The 20,280-nt window shown below is 72.8% G+C and carries 19 protein-coding genes and 1 riboswitch; of the genes, 12 read left to right on the plus strand and 7 right to left on the minus strand.

The features are described from left to right. Positions 1–29: 29 nt before the first annotated feature. The 3 genes from KUM40_RS39540 to KUM40_RS39550 form a co-directional block, all read right to left on the minus strand. On the minus strand, positions 30–389 hold the full coding sequence (locus KUM40_RS39540) for a nucleotide pyrophosphohydrolase (RefSeq protein WP_217171216.1): 360 nt from the start codon (positions 387–389) through the stop codon (positions 30–32). After that, positions 386–1,567, minus strand: coding sequence for an ATP-binding protein (locus KUM40_RS39545; protein WP_217171217.1), 1,182 nt, complete (start codon positions 1,565–1,567; stop codon positions 386–388). The genes KUM40_RS39540 and KUM40_RS39545 overlap by 4 nt, the downstream gene beginning before the upstream one ends. A gap of 95 nt (positions 1,568–1,662) precedes the next feature. Next, entirely contained in the window at positions 1,663–2,055 is a 393-nt protein-coding gene (locus KUM40_RS39550) for a cell division protein SepF (RefSeq protein WP_217171218.1), read from the minus strand. A gap of 231 nt (positions 2,056–2,286) precedes the next feature. On the opposite strand from KUM40_RS39550, the gene KUM40_RS39555 reads away from it, so the two are divergent. Then, on the plus strand, positions 2,287–5,466 hold the full coding sequence (locus KUM40_RS39555; RefSeq protein WP_217171219.1) for an FAD-binding and (Fe-S)-binding domain-containing protein: 3,180 nt from the start codon (positions 2,287–2,289) through the stop codon (positions 5,464–5,466). 81 nt (positions 5,467–5,547) lie between these two features. On the opposite strand, the gene KUM40_RS39560 is transcribed toward KUM40_RS39555, so the two are convergent. Then, a complete protein-coding gene (locus KUM40_RS39560; RefSeq protein WP_217171220.1) occupies positions 5,548–6,012 on the minus strand; it encodes a hypothetical protein in 465 nt (154 codons plus the stop codon). Between the two features lie 244 nt (positions 6,013–6,256). On the opposite strand from KUM40_RS39560, the gene KUM40_RS39565 reads away from it, so the two are divergent. The 7 genes from KUM40_RS39565 to KUM40_RS39595 all read left to right on the plus strand — a co-directional run bounded on the left by KUM40_RS39565 (position 6,257) and on the right by KUM40_RS39595 (position 11,863). Then, entirely contained in the window at positions 6,257–7,603 is a 1,347-nt protein-coding gene (locus KUM40_RS39565; protein WP_217171221.1) for a chloride channel protein, read from the plus strand. Beyond that, the gene (locus KUM40_RS42555) at positions 7,600–8,193 is read left to right on the plus strand and encodes a potassium channel family protein (RefSeq protein ID WP_374227467.1); all 594 of its coding nucleotides are present in this window, start codon (positions 7,600–7,602) and stop codon (positions 8,191–8,193) included. The genes KUM40_RS39565 and KUM40_RS42555 overlap by 4 nt, the downstream gene beginning before the upstream one ends. 75 nt (positions 8,194–8,268) lie before the next feature. Next, complete coding sequence (locus tag KUM40_RS39575; RefSeq protein WP_217171222.1) at positions 8,269–8,871, plus strand: MerR family transcriptional regulator; 603 nt, start codon at positions 8,269–8,271, stop codon at positions 8,869–8,871. A 70-nt stretch (positions 8,872–8,941) separates the two neighbouring features. Further along, positions 8,942–9,127: riboswitch (cobalamin riboswitch) on the plus strand. Positions 9,128–9,156: 29 nt separating this feature from the next. Then, complete coding sequence (locus KUM40_RS39580; RefSeq protein ID WP_217171223.1) at positions 9,157–9,864, plus strand: energy-coupling factor ABC transporter permease; 708 nt, start codon at positions 9,157–9,159, stop codon at positions 9,862–9,864. After that, the gene (locus KUM40_RS39585) at positions 9,861–10,250 is read left to right on the plus strand and encodes an energy-coupling factor ABC transporter substrate-binding protein (protein ID WP_308401337.1); all 390 of its coding nucleotides are present in this window, start codon (positions 9,861–9,863) and stop codon (positions 10,248–10,250) included. Before KUM40_RS39580 ends, KUM40_RS39585 begins: the two co-directional genes overlap by 4 nt. Next, positions 10,251–11,000: a cobalt ECF transporter T component CbiQ gene (cbiQ, locus tag KUM40_RS39590; RefSeq protein ID WP_217171224.1), complete on the plus strand. Its 750-nt coding sequence runs from the start codon at positions 10,251–10,253 to the stop codon at positions 10,998–11,000. After that, complete coding sequence (locus KUM40_RS39595) at positions 10,997–11,863, plus strand: ATP-binding cassette domain-containing protein (RefSeq protein WP_217171225.1); 867 nt, start codon at positions 10,997–10,999, stop codon at positions 11,861–11,863. The genes cbiQ and KUM40_RS39595 overlap by 4 nt, the downstream gene beginning before the upstream one ends. A gap of 4 nt (positions 11,864–11,867) precedes the next feature. On the opposite strand, the gene KUM40_RS39600 is transcribed toward KUM40_RS39595, so the two are convergent. Both KUM40_RS39600 and KUM40_RS39605 read right to left on the minus strand, forming a co-directional pair. Then, entirely contained in the window at positions 11,868–13,484 is a 1,617-nt protein-coding gene (locus tag KUM40_RS39600) for an MFS transporter (protein WP_217171226.1), read from the minus strand. A 179-nt stretch (positions 13,485–13,663) separates the two neighbouring features. Next, a complete protein-coding gene (locus KUM40_RS39605; protein ID WP_217171227.1) occupies positions 13,664–14,311 on the minus strand; it encodes a TetR/AcrR family transcriptional regulator in 648 nt (215 codons plus the stop codon). A 235-nt stretch (positions 14,312–14,546) separates the two neighbouring features. Between KUM40_RS39605 and KUM40_RS39610 the strand changes: the two genes are divergently transcribed. From KUM40_RS39610 to KUM40_RS39620, 3 genes are all read left to right on the plus strand, one after another. Further along, positions 14,547–16,853, plus strand: a complete 2,307-nt coding sequence (locus KUM40_RS39610) for an MMPL family transporter (protein WP_217171228.1) — start codon at positions 14,547–14,549, stop codon at positions 16,851–16,853. 97 nt (positions 16,854–16,950) lie between these two features. After that, complete coding sequence (locus KUM40_RS39615; protein WP_217171229.1) at positions 16,951–18,144, plus strand: sensor histidine kinase; 1,194 nt, start codon at positions 16,951–16,953, stop codon at positions 18,142–18,144. Further along, positions 18,141–18,824, plus strand: a complete 684-nt coding sequence (locus KUM40_RS39620; RefSeq protein WP_217171230.1) for a response regulator transcription factor — start codon at positions 18,141–18,143, stop codon at positions 18,822–18,824. Before KUM40_RS39615 ends, KUM40_RS39620 begins: the two co-directional genes overlap by 4 nt. Here the strand turns inward: KUM40_RS39620 and KUM40_RS39625 are convergent. After that, a complete protein-coding gene (locus KUM40_RS39625) occupies positions 18,779–19,255 on the minus strand; it encodes an ATP-binding protein (RefSeq protein WP_217171231.1) in 477 nt (158 codons plus the stop codon). The genes KUM40_RS39620 and KUM40_RS39625 overlap by 46 nt on opposite strands. 141 nt (positions 19,256–19,396) lie before the next feature. Between KUM40_RS39625 and KUM40_RS39630 the strand changes: the two genes are divergently transcribed. Next, the gene (locus KUM40_RS39630; RefSeq protein WP_217171232.1) at positions 19,397–20,212 is read left to right on the plus strand and encodes a helix-turn-helix transcriptional regulator; all 816 of its coding nucleotides are present in this window, start codon (positions 19,397–19,399) and stop codon (positions 20,210–20,212) included. Positions 20,213–20,280 lie beyond the last annotated feature (68 nt).

Raw genomic sequence — 20,280 nt, forward strand, 5'->3', positions numbered from 1 at the left:
GACTCCTCCGTTCCCGGCTCCTCCGGTGCTCAGCCCTCCGGTGCTCGGCCCTCCGGTTCGCCCGGCACGGGGAATCTGGACTCGTTGCGCTCGATCTTCGCCTCCAGCGCGGCCGCCGGGTCGACGTCGAGCACCTCGCAGAACTGGAGCAGATACGCCAGGACGTCGGCGACCTCGTCCCGTACCCGGTGGGCGGTGTCCGGGTCGGTCATGACGCGGGCCGACTGCTCGGGAGTCAACCACTGGAAGATCTCGAGGAGTTCGGAGGCCTCCACACTGAGCGCGGCGGCCAGGTTCTTGGGGGTGTGGTACGGCTGCCAGTGCCGCGCGGCGGCGAACTCGGCGAGCCTGCGCCGCAGCGGGGCGAGGTCCTGGGGATGATCGGTCACGGGTTCAGGTGTACCACCGTGACGCCGGCCGCCCCGGCCGCCTCGGCCGTCCACGAGGCGTCAGCGACCGCTCCGACGAAGCGGATGTGCCCGCGGTCGCACATCCACGCCGCCAGCCGCAGCAGTTCGGCGCGCTGGCGCACGTCAAGCCCGCGGTCGAAGCCGTCGGCGAGCACGGTGAGCGTCTGGAGCGCCGCGGGCACCTCACCGGCCGGGTCGACCTCCAGCACCCCGGGTCCGGTGAACAGCACCAGGGCGAGGGCCAGGTAGCGCAGCTCGCCGTAGCCGAGGCGGTCGAAGCCGGTGCGGATGCCGTCGCCCCGGTCGAGGAGCGCGCGGACCACGCCGCCGACGTCGGGCTCGGCCAGGACGTCCTCGACCGGACCCGCGCATCCGGTGCGTACCGCCGCGACGAACTGCGCGTGCCGCCGACCGCACTCGGCGCGGGTGCGCCACAGGACGTCGGCGAGGTTGTCGCACCCGCCGAGCAGGCGCCCGGAGCCGGTGCGGACGGGTTCGCGCATCCGGCCGGGCCGCGGATCGCAGGCGAAGACGGAGCGCAGGGCCACCACCATCTGCTCGGCGGCGGCCAGCACCCTGCGCTGCCCGTCCGTCTTGCCGGCCACCCGCAGCGGGAGCAGCGGCGTGCCGAGCCGGTCGTCCGGCAGCGGGGCGCGGGTCACGGGCGCCGAACCGGCCGTGTGCCAGGCCGCCTGCACGGCGCGGCGGCCGGGGTCGCGCAGAGCCGTCTCCAGCAGGACGACGCCGTCCGCCGTCAGCCGCTCCCCCACGATGCGCAGTTCGGGCTCGGCCTGCACGGCGACGTCCAGGTGCACCGGTCCCCCGGCCCCGTCGGCCGTACAGCCGATGCGGAAACCCCGGCGGTGCTGGGCGTCGGGCCGGGCACGGTCGGGCACGCAGGCGACCGGGTCGGGGAAGACCGCGCCGAGTTCCGCGCCGCCGCCGAGCCGGGCCAGGGCGTCGTACGCCATGAGCGCACTGGTCTTGCCGCAGCCGCTGGGGCCGGCGAGCACGGTCAGCGGCCCGAGCCGCAGCACCGCGCGCCGGTGCCCGGCGAAGGCGGACAGCCTCAGCTCCGTGACACGGGGACGGTCCGGGAGCGGCATGCCGGACCCCGGTGACGGTGGTGACGGCGGTGACGCAGGTGACGCTGCCATATGCGGACCGTAGGACCCCGCGGGGCGGCGAACCGTTTTGCCCCGTCGGCTTTCCTACGATCGGGGGACCGCGCCGTCAGGGCCGGTGGGGACCGTCACACTCCGGGCACCCCCGCCGCGCCCTCCATCAGACCGTTCACCTCGGTGCCCGCCGGGGTGAGCAGGAAGACGTTCCGTTCCACCCGGTGCATCCCGCTGGCCAGGCCGAAGACCACGCCTGTACTGAAGTCCAGGACCCGCTTGGCGACATCGCCCTCGGCGCTGGTCAGGTCCAGGAGGACCGGAATGCCCGCCATCAGGATCTCGGCGACCTCGCGGGCGTCCGCGAACACGTTGACCCTCAGGACGACGAAACGGCGGCGCTGCTCCGTCTCCGCCTCCGGCATCGCCCGGTGGCCGACCGCCGACGGCCAGGCGTCGCGCCCGCGCAACGGAACGACCTGGGCGAGCCCTTCCCACTGTTCATCGGTGACGTCGTACCTGTTCACCGGCTCCCCCGTTTTCACTCGCCTTCATTGCCTGCACCAGCCAATTCTTACGCCAAGTCACCCGTTCGGCCCAACTGCGACACGGTTGGCGACGCTCCGTGTCCGGTGATTGTCCCGGCGGGGACCGGGTACTCAGCGACGGCTGCCGCGCCCGCGCGGGCGCCGTTGTCGCGCCGACGGACGTACGCCGACGCACGAGGTCACTGGGGCACGAGGACACGAAGGAGAGCCATGGGTGCGCTGGATCTGCCCGAGCCCGTCACGCGCGAAGGGGCGGCGCCGCCGGTCGACACCGCCGCGCTGCGGGCCGCGCTGCGCGAGCGGGTGGACGGTGAGGTCAGGTTCGACGCCGGGAGCCGGGCCGCGTACTCCACGGACGCGTCGAACTTCCGGCAGACGCCCCTCGGCGTGGTCGTCCCGTACACCCCGGAGGCCGGCGCGGAGGCGGTGGCCGTGGCACGGGAGTTCGGCGCACCCGTGCTGTCGCGGGGCGGCGGGACGAGCCTGGCCGGGCAGTGCACGGGCGCCGGTGTGGTCCTCGACTGGTCGAAGTACTGCACCCGGGTGGAGTCGTTGGACGCGGACGCGCGTACGTGTGTCGTGCAGCCCGGGATCGTGCTCGACGACCTGAACCGGCAGCTCGCACCGCAGGGTCTGCGCTACGGACCCGAGCCCGCCACGCACGCCAACTGCACGCTCGGCGGCATGATCGGCAACAACTCCTGCGGCGCCACCGCGCAGGCGCACGGGAAGGTCGTCGACAACATCGCCCGCCTGGAGGTGCTGCTCTACGACGGCACCCGCTTCTGGTGCGGGGAGACGGGCGACGAGGAGTACGCGGAGATCGAACGGCAGGGCGATCTGCGGGCGACCGTCTACCGGCGGCTGCGGGCGCTGCGCGACACCTACGCGGACGAGATCCGCCGCCGCTTCCCGGATATCCCGCGCCGGGTCTCCGGCTACAACCTGGACTCGCTGCTTCCGGAGTACGGCTTCGACGTGGCCGGGCTGCTGGTGGGCAGCGAGTCGACGCTGGTCACCGTCCTGCGGGCGGAGCTGGAGCTGGTGCCGGTGGTGAAGGAACGCTCCCTGCTGGTGCTGGGGTTCGACACCATCGACCAGGCCGCCGACACGGTGCCCGACATCCTGCCGCACGAGCCGATCGCGCTGGAGGGCGTCGACGCCCGCCTGGTCCGCGACGAGCGGATCAAGCACCTGAACCCGAAGGCGCTGGCCGAGATGCCCGAGGGCAACGCCTACCTGATGGTGCAGTTCGGCGGTGACACCGTCGAGGAGGCGGACACCCGGGCGCACCGGATGCTGGAGGCCCTGCACCGCTCCGAGCAGGACACCGACTGCGCGTTCCTGGACGATCCGGCGCACGAACAGGACCTGTGGCAGGTCCGCGAGTCCGGGCTCGGCGCCACCGCGCACATCCCCGGCAAGCCGGACACCTTCGAGGGCTGGGAGGACTCCGCGGTCTCCCCGCACAAGCTGGGCGACTATCTGCGGCGGCTGCGCGCGCTGTTCGAGGAGTTCGGCTACCTCAGCGACACCGGGCCCAGCCTGTACGGCCACTTCGGGCAGGGCTGTGTGCACACCCGGATCCCGTTCGACCTGTACACCGCGGACGGGGTGGCGGCGTACCGGAGGTTCATGGAGCGGGCGGCGGATCTCGTCGTCGAGTTCGGCGGCTCGCTCTCCGGTGAGCACGGGGACGGGCAGAGCCGGGGTGAGCTGCTGTCGCGGATGTTCGGGGACCGGCTCGTCGAGGCGTTCGGGCGGCTGAAGGCCGTATTCGACCCGCTGGACCGGATGAACCCGGGCAAGGTCGTCGCGCCGTACGGGCTGGACGACAACCTGCGCCTCGGCGGCGACTGGGCCCCGTTCGAGCCCCGTGACCTGCACTTCCGCTTCCCGCTCGACGAGGGCTCGTTCTCCAGGGCGGCCAACCGGTGCGTCGGCGTGGGCAAGTGCCGCCAGCACACCAGCGACGGCACGGTGATGTGTCCGTCGTACCAGGTGACGCGGGAGGAGGAGCACTCGACGCGGGGCCGGGCCAGGCTGCTGTTCGAGATGCTCGACGGGCACGGCGACGGCGCGATCCGGGACGGCTGGCGCTCGGAGGCGGTCAAGGACGCCCTCGATCTGTGCCTGGCCTGCAAGGGGTGCAAGAAGGACTGTCCGGCGGACGTGGACATGGCCACGTACAAGGCGGAGTTCCTGTCCCACCACTACGAGGGGCGGCCGTGGCGCAAGCCGCGCTCCGACTGGTCGATGGGCTGGCTGCCCGTGCTCGCCCGCGTCGTGGGCCGCACCCGGCTCGCGCCCGTCGTCAACGCGCTCAGTCACGCCCCGCTGCTGTCGAAGGCCGCGGTGCTGGTGGCGGGGGTGGCGGACCGGGAGGTGCCGCTGTTCGCGGAGCGGACCTTCGAGCAGTGGTTCGCGGACCACGAACCGGAGGGCGACGGACGGCGCGGCTCCGTGCTGCTGTGGCCGGACACCTTCACCAACCACTTCCACCCGCATGTCGGGCGGGCGGCGGTACGGGTGCTGGAGCACGCCGGCTGGCGGGTGGAGCTGCCGGAGGAGCCGTTGTGCTGCGGGCTGACCTGGATCTCCACCGGGCAGCTCGGCACGGCGGAGAAGGTCCTCGCCCGGACGGTGCGCGGCCTGGCCGCCCATGTGCGGGCGGGTGGCCTGGTCGTGGCGCTGGAGCCGAGCTGTACGGCGGTGTTCCGGTCGGACGCGGCGGAGCTGTTCCCCGGCGACCAGGACGTACTCCGGCTGGCCGAGCAGACGGTGACGCTGTCGGAGCTGCTCACCGGGCACTCCCCCGGCTACGAGCCGCCGCAGGTGCCCGAGCGGTCGGCGCGGGCGCTGGCCCAGGTGCACTGCCACCAGCACGCGGTGCTCGGCTGGGACGCCGACCGGGATCTGCTGCGCCGGGCCGGGGTGGACGCCGAGCGGCTGGACTCCGGCTGCTGCGGACTGGCCGGCAACTTCGGCTTCGAGCGCGGTCATCTGGACGTCAGCGAGGCGTGCGCGGAACGGGTGCTGCTGCCGCGGCTGCGGGACGAGGACGAGTCGACCGTCGTCCTCGCGGACGGCTTCAGTTGCCGCACCCAGATCCACGAGTTCGACAGCGGCGGCCACGAGGGCGTGCATCTGGCGGAGCTGCTGGCCTCGGCCCTGCCCGGCGCCACCGGCACCACTGGCACCACCGGCACCACCGGCACCACCGACGTGCCGGGCAGCGCGTACGGCACCGCGCCGGGCGCCCGGCCGGGCACTCCCGGGCGCGGGGCGCGGGCCCTGGCCCTGGCGGGCGCGGCGGTGGCCGCCGTCGGCATGTCGCTGGCCGCCGTCAGCGCGGCGGCGACGCTGGCGCGGAGCCTGCGCCGCCGCTGACGGGGCCCGTGATCGGACAGTTTGTCCCGGCGACACGCCGCCGAAGTGGCGATTCTGCCGGGACAGAGTGTCCAAACGCCTTCAGGTCCGTGCCGAGCTGTCCTGGCGGCTGGCCAGGGCCCAGATCACGAACACGTCGATCGCCATCATGATCACTGACCAGACGGGCGAGTACGGCAGGAACAGGAACTGGGCGATCAGGCTCAGCGAGGCGAGGACGATGCCCGCCATGCGCGCCCAGGTCATGTCCTTGAGCAGGCCGTATCCGGTGACGAACACGAGGGCGCCGAGGACGACGTGGACGATCCCCCAGCCGGTGAGGCTCATCTCGTAGACGTAGGTGCCGATACGGGCGTACACGTCGTCCTCGGCGATCGCCGCGATGCCCTGCAGGACGGCGAGGGCGCCGCTCAGCAGCAGCAGTACGCCCGCGAAGACGACACCGCTGGTCACCCAGCCGCTCGTGCGGTCGCCCGGGCGCTGGGCCCGTGGGCCGTCGCCGCCGTGGGACGGCCGGCCGGGAGTGGGTTCGGCGTGCTGGCTCATGAGCGGAGTCCTTTCTGTGTCCAGGTCGTTCCGAGCCTGCGGGTGGCCGCGCGCCCCGGCCACGCGGGCCCGCCGTACGGGTGAAAGGCGCCCTCGGCGTGCACATGCGGCCGGTCGCGGCCTCGCGTTGACTGAACCGGACCCGCGACCGCGCGCGACGGATCGCGGGAGGGAGTGGAGTGGACGAAGGAGGGCACGTGAGGAGTCGGCCGCCGCCCCGGCGAGGACCGCGCGGGCGGATTTCGTGACCGCGCCGGCGAACGCCGTCCCGGCCCGTGCCGAGCGGTCCCTGCGGCAGACCCTGCTCAGCCCCGGCTACCGGCGGCTGTTGCTGCTGTGCGTGCTCCTCGGCGTGCCCATCGCGCTGGCCTGCTTCTTCTTCGTCGGGCTCCAGCACGAGTTGCAGCACTGGGTGTGGACCTCGCTGCCCGAGGCGGCCGGCTACGACACTCCGCCCTGGTGGTGGCCGCTGCCCGCGCTGGTGCTGGCCGGGCTGATCCTGGCGCCGATCGTGACCCGGATGCCGGGCGGCGGCGGCCATCTGCCGGTGAACGGGCTCGGCGGAGCGCCCGTCGGACCCCGTGCGCTGCCTGGCGCGGTCCTCGCCGCGCTGGCCACGCTGCCGCTCGGCGTGGTACTGGGCCCCGAGGCGCCGCTGATGGCCGTCGGCAGCGGGCTCGCCCTGCTGGCGGTGCGGCGGGCGGGCGCGGGCGCGGACCAGCGGGCGGGCGCGATCCTCGCCACGGCCGGCTCCACCGCCGCGATCTCCACGATCCTCGGCGGTCCGGTGGTGGCGGCGGTGCTGCTCATCGAGGGGGCGGGGCTGGCAGGGGCCCAGATGGTCGCCCTGCTGCTGCCCTGTCTGCTGGCCAGCGCGACGGGCGCCCTGGTCTTCACCGGCTTCGGACAGTGGACCGGCCTCAAGATCGGCGCGCTCTCCCTCCAGGACGTGCCCCCGGCCGCCAACCCGGACGTGGGCGACTTCCTGTGGGGCCTGCCCACGGCCGCCCTGATCGCCGTACTGGTCACACTGGCCCGCGCGCTGGGCCGGCGCACCGTCACCTGGACGCGGCACCGCACGGCCGTCCGCACCGTCGTCTGCGCCACCGCGGTCGGCGTCTGCATCGCCGCGTACGCGCTGATCACCGGCCGCTCCCCGGCCGAGGCGGCGCTGTCCGGCCAGGCCACCCTCGCCCAGCTCGCCGCCCACCCGCACGCCTGGTCCGTGGGGGCGCTGGTCGCGCTCGTCGCGTGCAAAGGGCTGGCCTGGGGCATCGCGCTGGGCGGCCTGCGCGGCGGCCCGATCTTCCCGGCCGTGCTGCTGGGCGCGGCGACGGCCCTGGCCTGCTCGGGGCTGCCCGGCTTCGGCACGACCCCGGCCCTCGCCCTCGGCATCTCCGCCGCGGCGGCCGCGGTGACGGGGCTGCCGCTGGCCAGCGCGGTGCTGGCGGTGCTGCTGATGGGGCGGGACGCCCACGACCAGATGCCGCTGATCGTCATGGCGTCGGTCGTCGCCTTCGTCGTCGCCCAGTTGGTGCGCAGGCCCGACCCGGATGCGGGCCGGGCGTCGACGGAGGAGGCGGCGCGGTGACGGAGCGTCGGACCGCCGGATCCCGTACCGCCCGGAACACCCCCCGGAACACCGCCTGGAGCACCGCCTGGAACACCACCTGGAACACCGTCCGGCCCTGGATCCTCAGGACCGGGATCGCGGCGGCGGTGGTCGTGGCCTACTTCCTCCTCCCCCTCGACCACCTGGGTCCGCAACGCCCCGCACTGAGCTGGGTGCTGTTCGCCCTGCTGCTGACCGTCGTGGCCGTGCTGCTGCTCCGGCAGATCCGGCACGTGCTCCTCGACCGGCCGGACACCCGGCCCGGTGTGGTCATCTCCCTGCTGATCGTCCTGTCCGTGCACGTCTTCTCGGCGACGTACTACGCCCTCGCCAAGCAGCCGGGCGAGTTCGACGGCCTGCACACCCGCGTCGACGCGCTGTACTTCACCGTGGTCACGCTCGCCACCGTCGGGTACGGGGACATCACCCCGCGGGGCCAGGCCGCCCGGGTCGTGACCGTGCTGCAGATCACGTACAGCTTCGTGTTCCTCACGGCCGCCGCCACGGCGCTGACCACGCGGATGCGCGACAGGGTGGTCCGCAGGACCGAGCGGGGCCGGCGCCGCTGAGGCCGGGCCGACCGGGGCTTGAAGGTGCCGCCGCGTCACCTTCTAGCCTCGGTCGCAGACCCGTGGAGGAGCCCCATGACGCACGCGAACGACGGCACCCGGCGCATCGGCGAACTCGCCCGGGAGACCGGGCTGAGCATCCGCGCCCTGCGCCACTACGACCGGCTCGGCCTGCTCACCCCGTCCGCCCGCACCTGCGGCGGGCACCGCTGCTACGACGCCGCCGACGTCCGGCGCCTGCACCGCGTCCTGGCACTGCGCAGCTTCGGGCTCCCCCTGGCGCAGATCCGCGCGGTGCTGGACACCGAGCCGGACCACGACCCGGCGGAGCTGATCCGGCGGCAACTGGACGTGGTCGAGGAGCGGCTGCGGCAGACCGCGGAGCTGCGGCTGCGGCTGCTCGGGGTGCTGGACGCGCTCGACGCGCTCGATGCCCCGGCCGGGACCACGACCGAGGCCTACCTGGAAGTGATCGAGGAGATGACCGCCGTGGAACGACCCCTGACCCCCGAAGAGGTGGCCCGCCTGAGCGAGGCGCGGCGCCGCTACGCCGAGACCCTCACCGACGAGGAGTGCCGAGCCCTGCACCGCCGCCGCGCGGAGACCTTCGCCGCGCTGAGCGAGGACGACAGGCGGCGGCTGACGGAGCGGCGCCGGCGGCTGTTTCCGCAGCCCTGAGGCCTGTCCGGCGGACGGGCGGGGCGTCCGCCGGACCGGAGGCCCGCTTGTCACCACCCCCGTGGGAGCACTACTGTCGCCACGCCTTGGTGAACGGGAAATCCGGTGTGATGCCGGTGCGGCCCTCGCCACTGTGAATCGGGAAGTCCGGCTCCGGCCCTCACGGGCAGCCACTGGGTCCTTGTGACCCGGGAAGGCGGAGCACGGGCGGTGGTACCCGTAAGCCAGGAGACCGGCCAAGGCGCGTCGTCCATCCACGAGGTGCTGGAGAGGGTCTGCTGAGCCATGCACATTGCCGAGGGCTTTCTGCCACCGGCGCACGCGATCGCCTGGGGTGTCGCGTCCGCGCCGTTCGTCGTCCACGGAGTACGGTCACTCACCCGTGAGGTCAGGGAGCACCCGGAGAGCACGTTGCTCCTCGGCGCCTCCGGAGCCTTCACGTTCGTGCTGTCGGCCCTGAAACTGCCTTCCGTCACCGGGAGTTGTTCGCATCCCACCGGCACCGGTCTGGGTGCCATCCTCTTCCGGCCGCCGATCATGGCGGTACTGGGCACCATCACCCTGCTCTTCCAGGCGCTGCTGCTCGCGCACGGCGGGCTGACCACGCTCGGCGCCAACGTCTTCTCGATGGCGATCGTCGGCCCCTGGGCCGGATACGGGGTCTACAGACTGCTGCGCCGCTACGACGTGCCGCTCATGGTCACCGTGTTCTTCGGCGCGTTCGTCGCCGACCTGTCCACCTACTGCGTCACCAGCGTGCAGTTGGCGCTGGCCTTCCCGGACCCGAGCAGCGGTTTCCTGGGCGCGCTCGGCAAGTTCGGGTCCATCTTCGCGGTCACGCAGATCCCGCTCGCGGTGAGCGAGGGCCTGCTCACGGTGGTCGTGATGCGACTCCTCGTGCAGTCCAGCAAGGGGGAACTGACCCGGCTGGGCATCCTGTTGACCAAGGCGGGCAAGGCCACGTCCGACGAGCGGGAGGCGGTGGCCCGGTGAAGCGCAACACGAAGATCAACGCCCTGCTGCTCCTCCTCGTGGCCGCGCTGGCGGTGCTGCCGCTGGCGCTGGGACTCGGCGACCACAAGGAGGAGCCGTTCGCCGGTGCCGACGCCGAGGCGGAGACGGCGATCACCGAGATCGAGCCGGACTACGAGCCGTGGTTCTCGCCACTGTACGAACCGCCGTCCGGGGAGATCGAGTCGGCGCTGTTCGCCCTTCAGGCCGCGCTCGGCGCCGGGGTGCTGGCCTACTACTTCGGCCTGCGCCGGGGCCGACGCCAGGGCGAGGAACGGGCGTTGACGACAGCACGGCGGGAAGCTCCCGCGGCAGCACGGCGGGAGGCTCCCGCGGCAACCCTGCGGGACGCCCCCGAAGGCGACTGAGTGCTGCCGATCGACGCGGCGGCGCACAGCAGTCGCTGGCGCCGCCGCCATCCCGTGGACAAGGCGGTGCTCGGGCTCGGCCTGACCGTGCTCGCGATCTCGCTGCCGCCCTGGCCTGGTGCGGCGCTGGTGCTGGTGACGGCGCTCACGGTGCTGCTCGGCCCGGCGGGCGTGCCCCGGCGCCGGCTGTGGCGGGCGTACCGGGTGCCGCTGGGGTTCTGCGTGACGGGGGCGCTGCCGCTGTTGGTGCAGGTGGGCGGCCCGGACGGATTCCTCTCGGTGGCCGACGGCGGTGCGGTGCGCGCCGGTGAGCTGCTGCTGCGTACCTCGGCGGCCTCGCTCGGGGTGCTGTTGTTCGCGTTCACCACGCCGATGTCCGACCTGCTGCCCCGGCTGGTGCGGGCCGGGGTGCCCGCGCCGGTCGTGGACGTGGCGCTGGTGACGTACCGGATGAGTTTCCTGCTGCTGGACTCGGTGCGCCGGATCCGTCAGGCGCAGGCCGCGCGGCTCGGGCACACCACCCGGGCGGCCACCTGGCGTTCGCTCGGCGGTCTCGGCGCCACGGCGTTCGTGCGGGCCTTCGACCGGGCGGCGCGGCTCCAGTCGGGGCTCGCCGGGCGCGGTTACGACGGCACCCTGCGGGTCCTGGTGCCCGAGGCCCGCGTCTCGGTGCCCTTCGCCGCGGCGAGCGTCGCGCTGCTGGCGGCGCTGGCCGCCCTCACCCTCGTACTGAAAGGACCGCTGTCGTGAGCGGACCGGCGCAGTCACCGGAACCGGCCCTGGTCGCCCTGCGGGGCGCGTCGTTCGCGTACGAGGAGGGTCCGGACGTGCTGGTGGGCCTGGACTTCGAGGTGCGCGAGGGACGCGCGCTGGCACTCCTCGGCCGCAACGGCAGTGGCAAGACCACGCTGATGCGGCTGCTCAGCGGCGGACTCAGGCCGCGCGCGGGGACGTTGACGCTCGGCGGGGAGCCGGTGACGTACGACCGCAAGGGGCTGACCCGGCTGCGAACCACGGTGCAACTGGTCGTGCAGGACCCGGACGACCAGCTCTTCGCGGCCTCGGTCGGCCAGGACGTGTCCTTCGGGCCGCTGAACCTGGGCCTGCCCGACGCGGAGGTCCGCTCCCGGGTCGGGGAGGCGCTCGCCGCGCTGGACATCGCCGCGCTGGCGGACCGGCCCACCCACATGCTGTCGTACGGGCAGCGCAAGCGGACGGCGATCGCCGGGGCCGTCGCGATGCGGCCGAGGGTGCTGATCCTCGACGAGCCGACCGCCGGGCTCGACCCGGACGGCCAGGAGCGGCTGCTCACCACCCTGGACGGGCTGCGCGCGGGCGGCACCACGGTGGTGATGGCCACCCATGACGTCGACCTCGCGCTGCGCTGGTCGGACGACGCGGCACTGCTCACCCCGGACGGTGTGCGCACCGGTCCGACCGCCCCGACGCTGGCCCGCACGGAGCTGCTGCGGCAGGCGGGGCTGCGGCTGCCCTGGGGTGTCGCGGCGGCCGGACTGCTCCGTACGCGGGGGCTGTTGGCGGACTCGGCGCCGGGCCCGCGCACGGCGGAGGAACTGGCGGCGCTGGCGGCGATGGCCACGCCGACCGACTGACGGGTCAGTTCACCGAGTCGCTGTACTCCGCGTCCCGGACCTCGGTCGCGTTCTCCTCGTCGTTCCGCTGGGTGCGGGTGCGGCGGCCCGGCAGGACGGCGAGGACGATCAGGGTGCCGGCGGCCATGATGATGCCGCCGACGAGGCTGGTCGTCGAGACGCCGTGGGCGAAGGCCTGGTGGACGGCGTCGGCGAGGGCCTGGGCCTGCCGGGGTCCGGCGTCCGGGCTGGTCGCGAGCCGCTCGGCGACGGCCAGCCCGCCGCCCACGGAGTCCTGGGCGGTGTCCAGCGCGGCGGCCGGAAGCCGGTCGCCCACCAAGCCGGCGAGTTCGTCGCGGTAGGCGGTGCCGAGCAGCGAGCCCAGTACGGCGATGCCCAGCGAGCCGCCGAGTTCCAGCGCGGTGTCGTTGGCGCCGCCGCCGACGCCGAGTTCGTTCTCCGGGAAGGAGCCCATGATGGTGTCGGTGGCCGGGGAGACGCTGAGGCCGATGGCGAGGCCGAGCAGCAGCATCGGGGCCAGGAAGTCGGCGTACGTGGAGTCCTTCTCGATGAGGACCAGCAGGAAGACACCGACGGTGCCGATCGCCATGCCGGAGCCGACCATGGCCTTCACGCCCAGCTTCGGGGTGAGCCGCCCGGTCACCGCGGCGCCGACGAACACGGCCCCGGCCAGCGGCAGCAGTCGTACGCCGGTCTCCAGCGCGCCGTAGCCGAGCACGAACTGCAGGAACTGCGTGGCGTAGTAGATGGCGCCGTAGGTGCCGAAGAAGAAGAACAGCACCGCCAGCATCGAGCCGCTGAAGGGCCGCAGCAGGAACCTGCGCACGTTCAGCATGGGGTGCGGGTGGCGCAACTCCCAGACGACGAAGGCGACGAGCCCGGCCGCGGCGACGACGGCGGCGACGACCGGCCCGGCACCCCAGCCGAAGTGCGGGCCCTCGATGGTCGCGTAGACCAGGCTGCCGACGGAGACGATGGAGAGCAGGCCGCCGACGTAGTCGATGCGGCCCATGCCGGAAGCCTTGGACGGCGGTACGAGGAGCAGTGCGCCGATGACGGCGACGACCGCGACGGGGACGTTGACCAGGAAGGTCGACCCCCAGGCGTGGTCTTCGAGGAGCCAGCCGGCGACCAGCGGCCCGACGGCGATGGCGAGTCCTGAGGTGGCGGTCCAGGCCGTGATCGCACGGGCCCGCTCACCCTTCGGGAAGACCGCGACCAGCAGGGACAGCGTGGCCGGCATGACGACGGCGGCACCGACGCCCATGACCGCCCGCGCCGCGATGACCAGCCCCGTCTCGTGGACCAGGCTGCCCATCACCGAACCGCCCGCGAAGATCACCAGGCCGGTGACCAGGGCGCCGCGGCGGCTGTACTTGTCGCCGATCGCGCCGAGCACCAGCATCAGCGCGGCGTACGGGACGGTGTAGCCGTCGATGACCCACTGCAGGTCGCTGCTGCTCAGGCCCAGGTCGGCGGTCATGACCGGGGCGGCCACGATCAGGGACGTGTTCGCCATGACGACGATCAGCAGGCTCAGGCAGAGCACGAGGAGAGCCCACCAGCGCCGGGCGTAGGGCCCGGACATCTTGTCGACGGGGGTGGTGGCCAGTAGGGGCATGGAGGCTCCCGGGGAAACGAGCGCGGGCAGGTTAATTGCCCATAGATGAGCAGACAAGTGTCAGAGTAATTTGTTGCACAGCGGTGTGCAAATACGACGCACCGGGGGAGGAAACCCAGAGGTGGGAGGGGTGACGAGGCGGGGAGTCGGCGAGGCGGAACGAACCGCGAGCGGGTCGCCTACTCGCTCGGGACGGACTCCGCGGCCGCGGCGGGACGGACGTCCCCGACCACCGCGCGGGCCCGCCGCTCCGGTACGCCGGCCGCGATGAGCGCGGCAACGGCGGTGCGGGTGCCGTCGTCTGCCAGCGCAGCGGTGTTGACCTGCTCCAGCAGCGCGACGATCATCGCCTCGAGCCCGGCGCTCAGCACGGCGGGCGGCAGATGGGCGGGGAAGACCCCGTCCCGCTGGCCACGCTCCAGGATGGCGGTGACCTCGGCGCGGGCAGGGGCCAGGATCTCGGCGACGCGCTCCACGCCCAGATCGTGCCGGGCCAGGGCCAGCAGCATCCGGTAGCGGTCACCCACGGGCCACATCAGCAGCGTGAAGTGCGCGAGCGCCCGGTCGGCCGGTTCACCCGGCGCCGCCGCGTCGGCCATCGCGCCGCGCAGCACCTCGGACGCCTCCTCCGCGAGGGCCTCGAGCAACGCCGCGCGCCCCGGGAAGTGACCGAAAAGGGTACGCCGTACGACGCCCGCCGCCCTGGCCAGTTCCTCCAGCGTGGTGTCCGGGTTCCGCCCCAGCTCCCGGCGGGCGGTGGCCAGGATCCGCGCCCGGTTGGACCGCGCGTTGCGTCGCTGCGGCTCACGGGCGACGGGCTTGGTCACGGGAACCTCAAGGGCGGGACAGTGCGGAGCGGGTGGCGTGCGGGCCTCCATTCTGGCACGGAGGGTGCGCGATGCCCGACCGGTGACGTGCCCTCGTCCTCCCTGGGGAGGAGTGGGCGCCTCGTCTCGTGCGGGCGCACGAGGGCGAAGTGACGGCAGGCGCACGACGCCCGGAGGGGCCGCCGCCCGCGAGCCTTGGAAGGTACCCAAGATCGGATGCGGAGATCCCAGACACGTGGCTACCTTCCTGTATCGCATGGGCCGTGCCGCCTTCGGGCGGCGCCGACTCGTGGCACTGCTGTGGGCGGTGATCCTCGGCGCGGCCGGGGCCGGCGCGCTCACGGCGCCGGCCGCCGGCGACGGCGACACGTCCTTCATGCCCGGCATCGAGGCGCAGCGGGCCTTCGACCTGATCGGGGAGCGCTTCCCGGGCTCCGACGCCGACGGGGCGAACGCACGGGTCGTGTTCATCGCCCCCGACGGCGAGAAGGTGACCGCCGCCGACCGCCGCTCGGCCATCGACGCGTTCGTGGCGGACGTCGGCGACGGGCCGCAGGTCGCCACCGCCGTGAACCCCTTCACGGCCGACGCGGTGAGCGAGGACGCCTCCACGGCGTACGCCACCGTGACCTACAAGGTCAAGGCCGACGACCTGACCGACGCGGGCCGGACCGGACTGGAGGAGGCCGTCGACGAGGCCCGCGACTCCGGCCTCACGGTGGAGGTCGGCGGCAGCGCCCTCGCCTCCCAGCCGGCCGCCGGGGGCGCGGCGGAGGCGATCGGCATCGGGCTCGCCGCCGTCGTTCTGCTGATCACGTTCGGCTCCCTGGCAGCGGCCGGGCTCCCGCTGCTCACCGCGGTGATCGGTGTCGGTATCAGCATGTGCGGGATCCTGGCGCTCGGCAGCGCGCTGGGGCTGTCCATGACGACCGGCACGCTCGCCTCGATGCTCGGCCTCGCCGTCGGTATCGACTACGCGCTGTTCGTGGTCTCCCGCTACCGGGAGGAGCGGGAGAACGGCCACGAGGCACGGGAGGCGGCCGGTCTGGCGGTCGGTACGGCCGGTTCCGCGGTGGTCTTCGCCGGTGCCACCGTCGTCATCGCGTTGGCCGGACTCTCCGTCGTCGGCGTGCCGATGCTGACGAAGATGGGCCTGTGTGCCGCGGGTGCGGTCGTCGTGGGCGTCCTGGTGGCGCTGACCCTGGTGCCCGCCCTGCTCGGGATGTGGCCGAACGCCGTCCTGTCCCGCAAGACACGAAAGCCCCATAAGGCGTTGACGTCCCGTAAGGCATTGACGTCCCGTAAGACGCGGAAGGCCCGTAAGGCAGGGAAGCGGGGCACCGGCGTCTCCGGTGAGCGCCGGACCGGTGGCGCGGACAACGGCGGCACCCGGTGGGCCCGGTTCGTGCTGCGCCGTCCCGTGACCGTGCTGCTGGCCTGCGTGGCAGGCCTGGGCGTACTCGCGCTGCCCGCCGCCGACCTGCAACTGGGCATGCCGGGCGACGAGGCCAAGCCGGTCTCGACGACGGAACGGCGCGCCTACGACGCGCTCGCCGACGGTTTCGGCCCCGGTTTCAACGGCCCGCTGACCATCGTCGCGGACGTCGCGGACGCCTCCGATCCCGAGGGGGCCGCGTCGGTGATCGCCGCGCGGATCGGGGACACGGAGGGTGTCGTGTCCGTCTCCCCGCCCCGGTTCAACGCCGACGGCGACACCGCGCTCTTCTCGGCGGTCCCGGCCACCGCTCCGAACGACGAGCGCACCAAGGACCTCGTGCAGACCATCCGGGCGGAGCGCCCCGGTCTGGAGAGCGACACGGGCGCGGTCTTCGAGGTGACCGGCAGCACGGCGATGAACATCGACGTCGCCCAGGCGCTCCAGGACGCCCTCGTGCCCTACCTCGCCGTGATCGTGCTCCTCTCCCTCGCCCTGCTGATGCTGGTCTTCCGGTCCGTACTGGTGCCGGTCAAGGCCGCCTTCGGGTTCCTGCTGTCGGTACTGGCGTCGCTTGGCGTGGTGGTGGCGGTCTTCCAGTGGGGCTGGGGCGCCGGGCTGCTGGGCGTCGAGCAGACCGGTCCGATCATGAGCCTGATGCCGATCTTCCTGGTGGGCATCGTCTTCGGCCTGGCCATGGACTACGAGGTCTTCCTGCTGTCCCGCACCAGGGAGGCGTACGTCCGTGGTGAGCGGCCCGCGCAGGCGGTCGTCAGCGGTTTCCGGCACAGTGCCCGCGTGGTCGCCGCCGCCGCGGTGATCATGATCGCGGTGTTCTCGGGTTTCGTCGGTTCCGGCGAGTCCATGATCAAGACCATTGGTTTCGGCCTGGCCGTCGCTGTGCTCTTCGACGCGTTCGTCGTCCGGATGGCTCTGGTGCCCGCCGTCCTCGCCCTGCTCGGGGACAGGGCGTGGTGGCTGCCCCGATGGCTCGACAGGCTGCTGCCCCACGTCGACGTCGAGGGCGCCGGGCTCACCGAGCAGGCGCTGCCCGTCCCGGGGCCCGCAGCCGGGGACACCCGGCCGCACGCAACGGTCCGCACCTGACCCGGCTCGACACCCGGCGGGCCGTGGAACCGTGTCCGACGGCTTCACGGCCCGCGTCTGTCACGATGTCACCCCAGCCCACTCGGAGAAGCGCGCGATGAGCACACCCTGGCAGCGCCGGGCGGCGAGCCGTCCCCGGACCACCGAGGCCGTCACCGTCGCGACCGTCCTCGCGCTGGCCCTCTCCGGCTGCTTCCTCTCCTACGGGGTGATGTCGGGGCCGCCGCCGCTGTGGCCCGGCATCACCCTGTCCGCGCTCGCCTGCGCGGCACTGCCCCGGCGCCGCAGCGCGCCCTTCCGGGTGCTGGCGGTGACCGCGCTGTGCGTGGTGGCCGTGTCCGCGCTGGGCCACCTCATCACGGCGATGACCATGGCCCCCCTCATGGTCGCGCAGTACTCCGCCAGTCTGCGCGCCGAGCGCCGGGCGGCCTGGTACGGAGCGCTGGTGGTCACCGTGGCCCTGGTCGGCTCCGGTCTCTTCCACACCGAGCTGCGGCACCAGTGGCTGATCGGTCTGGTCAATCCGGCGGCCTGGGTCCCGTTGTCCGCGGCCCTCGGCAGCTACGTACGCGTCCGCCGCGAGTACGCCGCCGCCCGCACCGAACACATGGCCCGCGAACGCGAGGAGGAAGCCCGGCACCGCGTCGTCCAGGAACGGATGCGCATCGCCCGCGAACTCCACGACGTCGTCGCCCACCACCTCACCCTGGCCAACGCCCAGGCGGGAACCGCCACCCACCTCGCCCGGTCGGCCCCCGATCAGGCGTACGAGATCCTGAGCAGACTGTCGGAGACCACCGCCGCGGCCCTGCGTGAACTCAAGTCCACCGTCGGCCTGCTGCGCCAGGACACCGACAGCGAAGACGGGCTGGCCCCCGCGCCGGGCCTGGACCGGCTGCCCGACCTGGTGGCCGCCTGCGCGGCGGCCGACCTTGCCGTCACCGTCACCGTGGAGGGGGACCCGCAACCGCTCACGCCGGGGCTCGACCTGACGGCGTACCGCATCGTCCAGGAAGCCCTCACCAACGTCACCAAGCACGCCGGTTCCCGCACCGCGAGGGTCCGGCTCGCCCACACCCCCCACTTCCTGACCCTCACGGTCACCAACGACACCGGCACCGCCCGCCCCACGCTCCCGCCCGGACCCGACCACGGCTTCGGGCTCCTCGGCATGCGCGAGCGCGCCCTCGCCGCCGGGGGCAGCCTTCACGCCGGGCCCCGCCCGGAAGGCGGCTTCGAAGTCTCCTGCACCCTCCCCCTTCACGGCCACGACGAAAGCACGGCCCCATGACCATCCGCGTCCTGCTCGCCGACGACCAGGCACTGTTGCGAGCCACCTTCCGCATCCTGATCGACTCGGACCCCGGCATGACCGTCGTCGCGGAGGCCACCGACGGTCAGGCGGCGATCGACCTCACCCGCGCCCATGAGCCGGACGTGGTCCTCATGGACATCCGCATGCCCGGCACCGACGGCCTGACCGCGACCTCCGACATCTGCTCCCAACCCGAGCTGACGGCCACCCGCGTCCTGATCCTCACCACGTTCGAGAACGACCAGAACGTCGCCAAGGCCCTGCGCGCCGGCGCCAGTGGCTTCCTCGGCAAGGACGTGAGCCCGGACGTTCTGCTGACCGGCATCCGCACCGTGGCCGCCGGCGAGTCCCTGCTCTCCCCCACGGCGACCCGGGCCCTCATCACCCGTTTCCTCGCCACCCCCGACAGCGGTGCCCCACTCGCCCCGCCCGAACGGCTCGCCACCCTCACCGAGCGCGAACGCGAGGTCATGTCCATGGCCGCCCACGGCGGGTCCAACGCCGATATCGCGACCCAGCTCGTGGTCAGCCCCCTGACCGTGCGCAGCCACATCCAGCGCGCCATGACCAAACTCCACGCACGCGACCGGGCCCAGCTCGTCGTCATCGCCTACCAGAGCGGCCTGGTGCAGCCGCCCCCACGGGGTGACGCCTGACGGGCCGTCGCGCACTCGGCCCACACCGTCTTGCCGGGGCCGAGGCGGTCGCGTACGCCCCAGTCCACGGCGAGCGTGTCGACGAGAAGCAGGCCGCGGCCTCCGTCCTCCTCCGGGTCGGGCGCCGACCGCACCGGCCGCGCGGGATGGGTGTCGGTCACCTCGATCCGGACGACGCCCCGGCCCTCGTCGTTGCGCAGGAACAGCGCGAAGTCCCGTCCCGGGACGCGGCCGTGAAGAACGGCGTTCGAAGCGAGTTCCGCGACGACCAGGACAGCCGTGTCGTGCGCATCGGTGCCGTGCGGGTGGCCCCACTCGGTGAGTTGATGCGCGGCAAGCAGCCGGGCCAGGCGCGCACCACGCCGGGTGGCGGAGAAGCGCTGGGCGAAGGTACGGGCCTGCGTGGGGCTTTGTGTGCGTGGGGCTGACATGACGGCCACCCTGCTGGGAGGCGGGAGCCCATCGGCAGGTCCGTCGCCGATACAGATCACGCTGTACTGATTCACGCACTGGACCGGGGCGGTCGCTGTACGTGACGATACGGTCCGACGGCACAGGGGAAGGCGGCTGCGATGGCGACGGACAATGGCGGAGGCGGCACCTGTGAACCGGAGTTCTCGGACAGTCTGAAGACGTTCGGCGCGGTCCTCAAGGCTCTGCGGGAGGAATCCCGCCTGACGCAGGAGCAGTTCGCCCCGCTGGTGCGCTACTCGGTCGCGTACATCGCCAAGATCGAACAGGGCAAGCGATTCCCGCCACGGGACCTGCTGGACCGGTCGGAGGAGGCCCTGGGCGCGGTCGCGGGGCGGGTGCTGGGGGCGGCGGCGAAGAGTCTGACCCGGAAGGCGGGGCTGGCGTCCTGGTTCCGGCAGTGGGCGGGGATCGAGGAGGAGGCAATCTCGCTGTATGCGTATGAGAGCCGTGTCACTCCGGGGTTGTTGCAGCCCGAACCCTACATTCGCGCCCTCTTCGACCGGTACCTCCCTCCCCTCACTGAGGAGCAGTACGAACGACAAGTGGCAGCACGGTTGGCCAGACAGCAGCTTCTCGTCGAACGCCCCAACACGACGTTCAGCTTCGTCATCGAACAAGCGTTGCTGGAGCGTCGCATGGGAGGGACTGCCGTAACGAAGGCCCTCCTCGACCACCTGATCGCAGTCGGCCAATACCGCAACGTAGAGCTCCAGGTCATGCCCCTACTCCAAGAGGAACACTCCGGCTTTGAGGGCGAGATGTACCTCGCCGAGACGGTCGATCACCGCTGGGTCGGTTACGTTGAGGGTCACGGCACCAGCATGCTCATCAGCGACCCGAAATCGGTAAGTCTCATGCTCCAACGCTATGGCAAGATGCGCTCGCAGGGTGCGACACGAAGTCGCTCCGGGTAAGTAAGTGCAGTTGAGTGATGGGGAGTTGGTGAAGCTGGACTTCGGGCCTGTGTCCGGGCCCGTTCCCG

This window comes from Streptomyces sp. AC512_CC834 (assembly GCF_019049325.1).
Classification (GTDB): Bacteria; Actinomycetota; Actinomycetes; order Streptomycetales; family Streptomycetaceae; genus Streptomyces.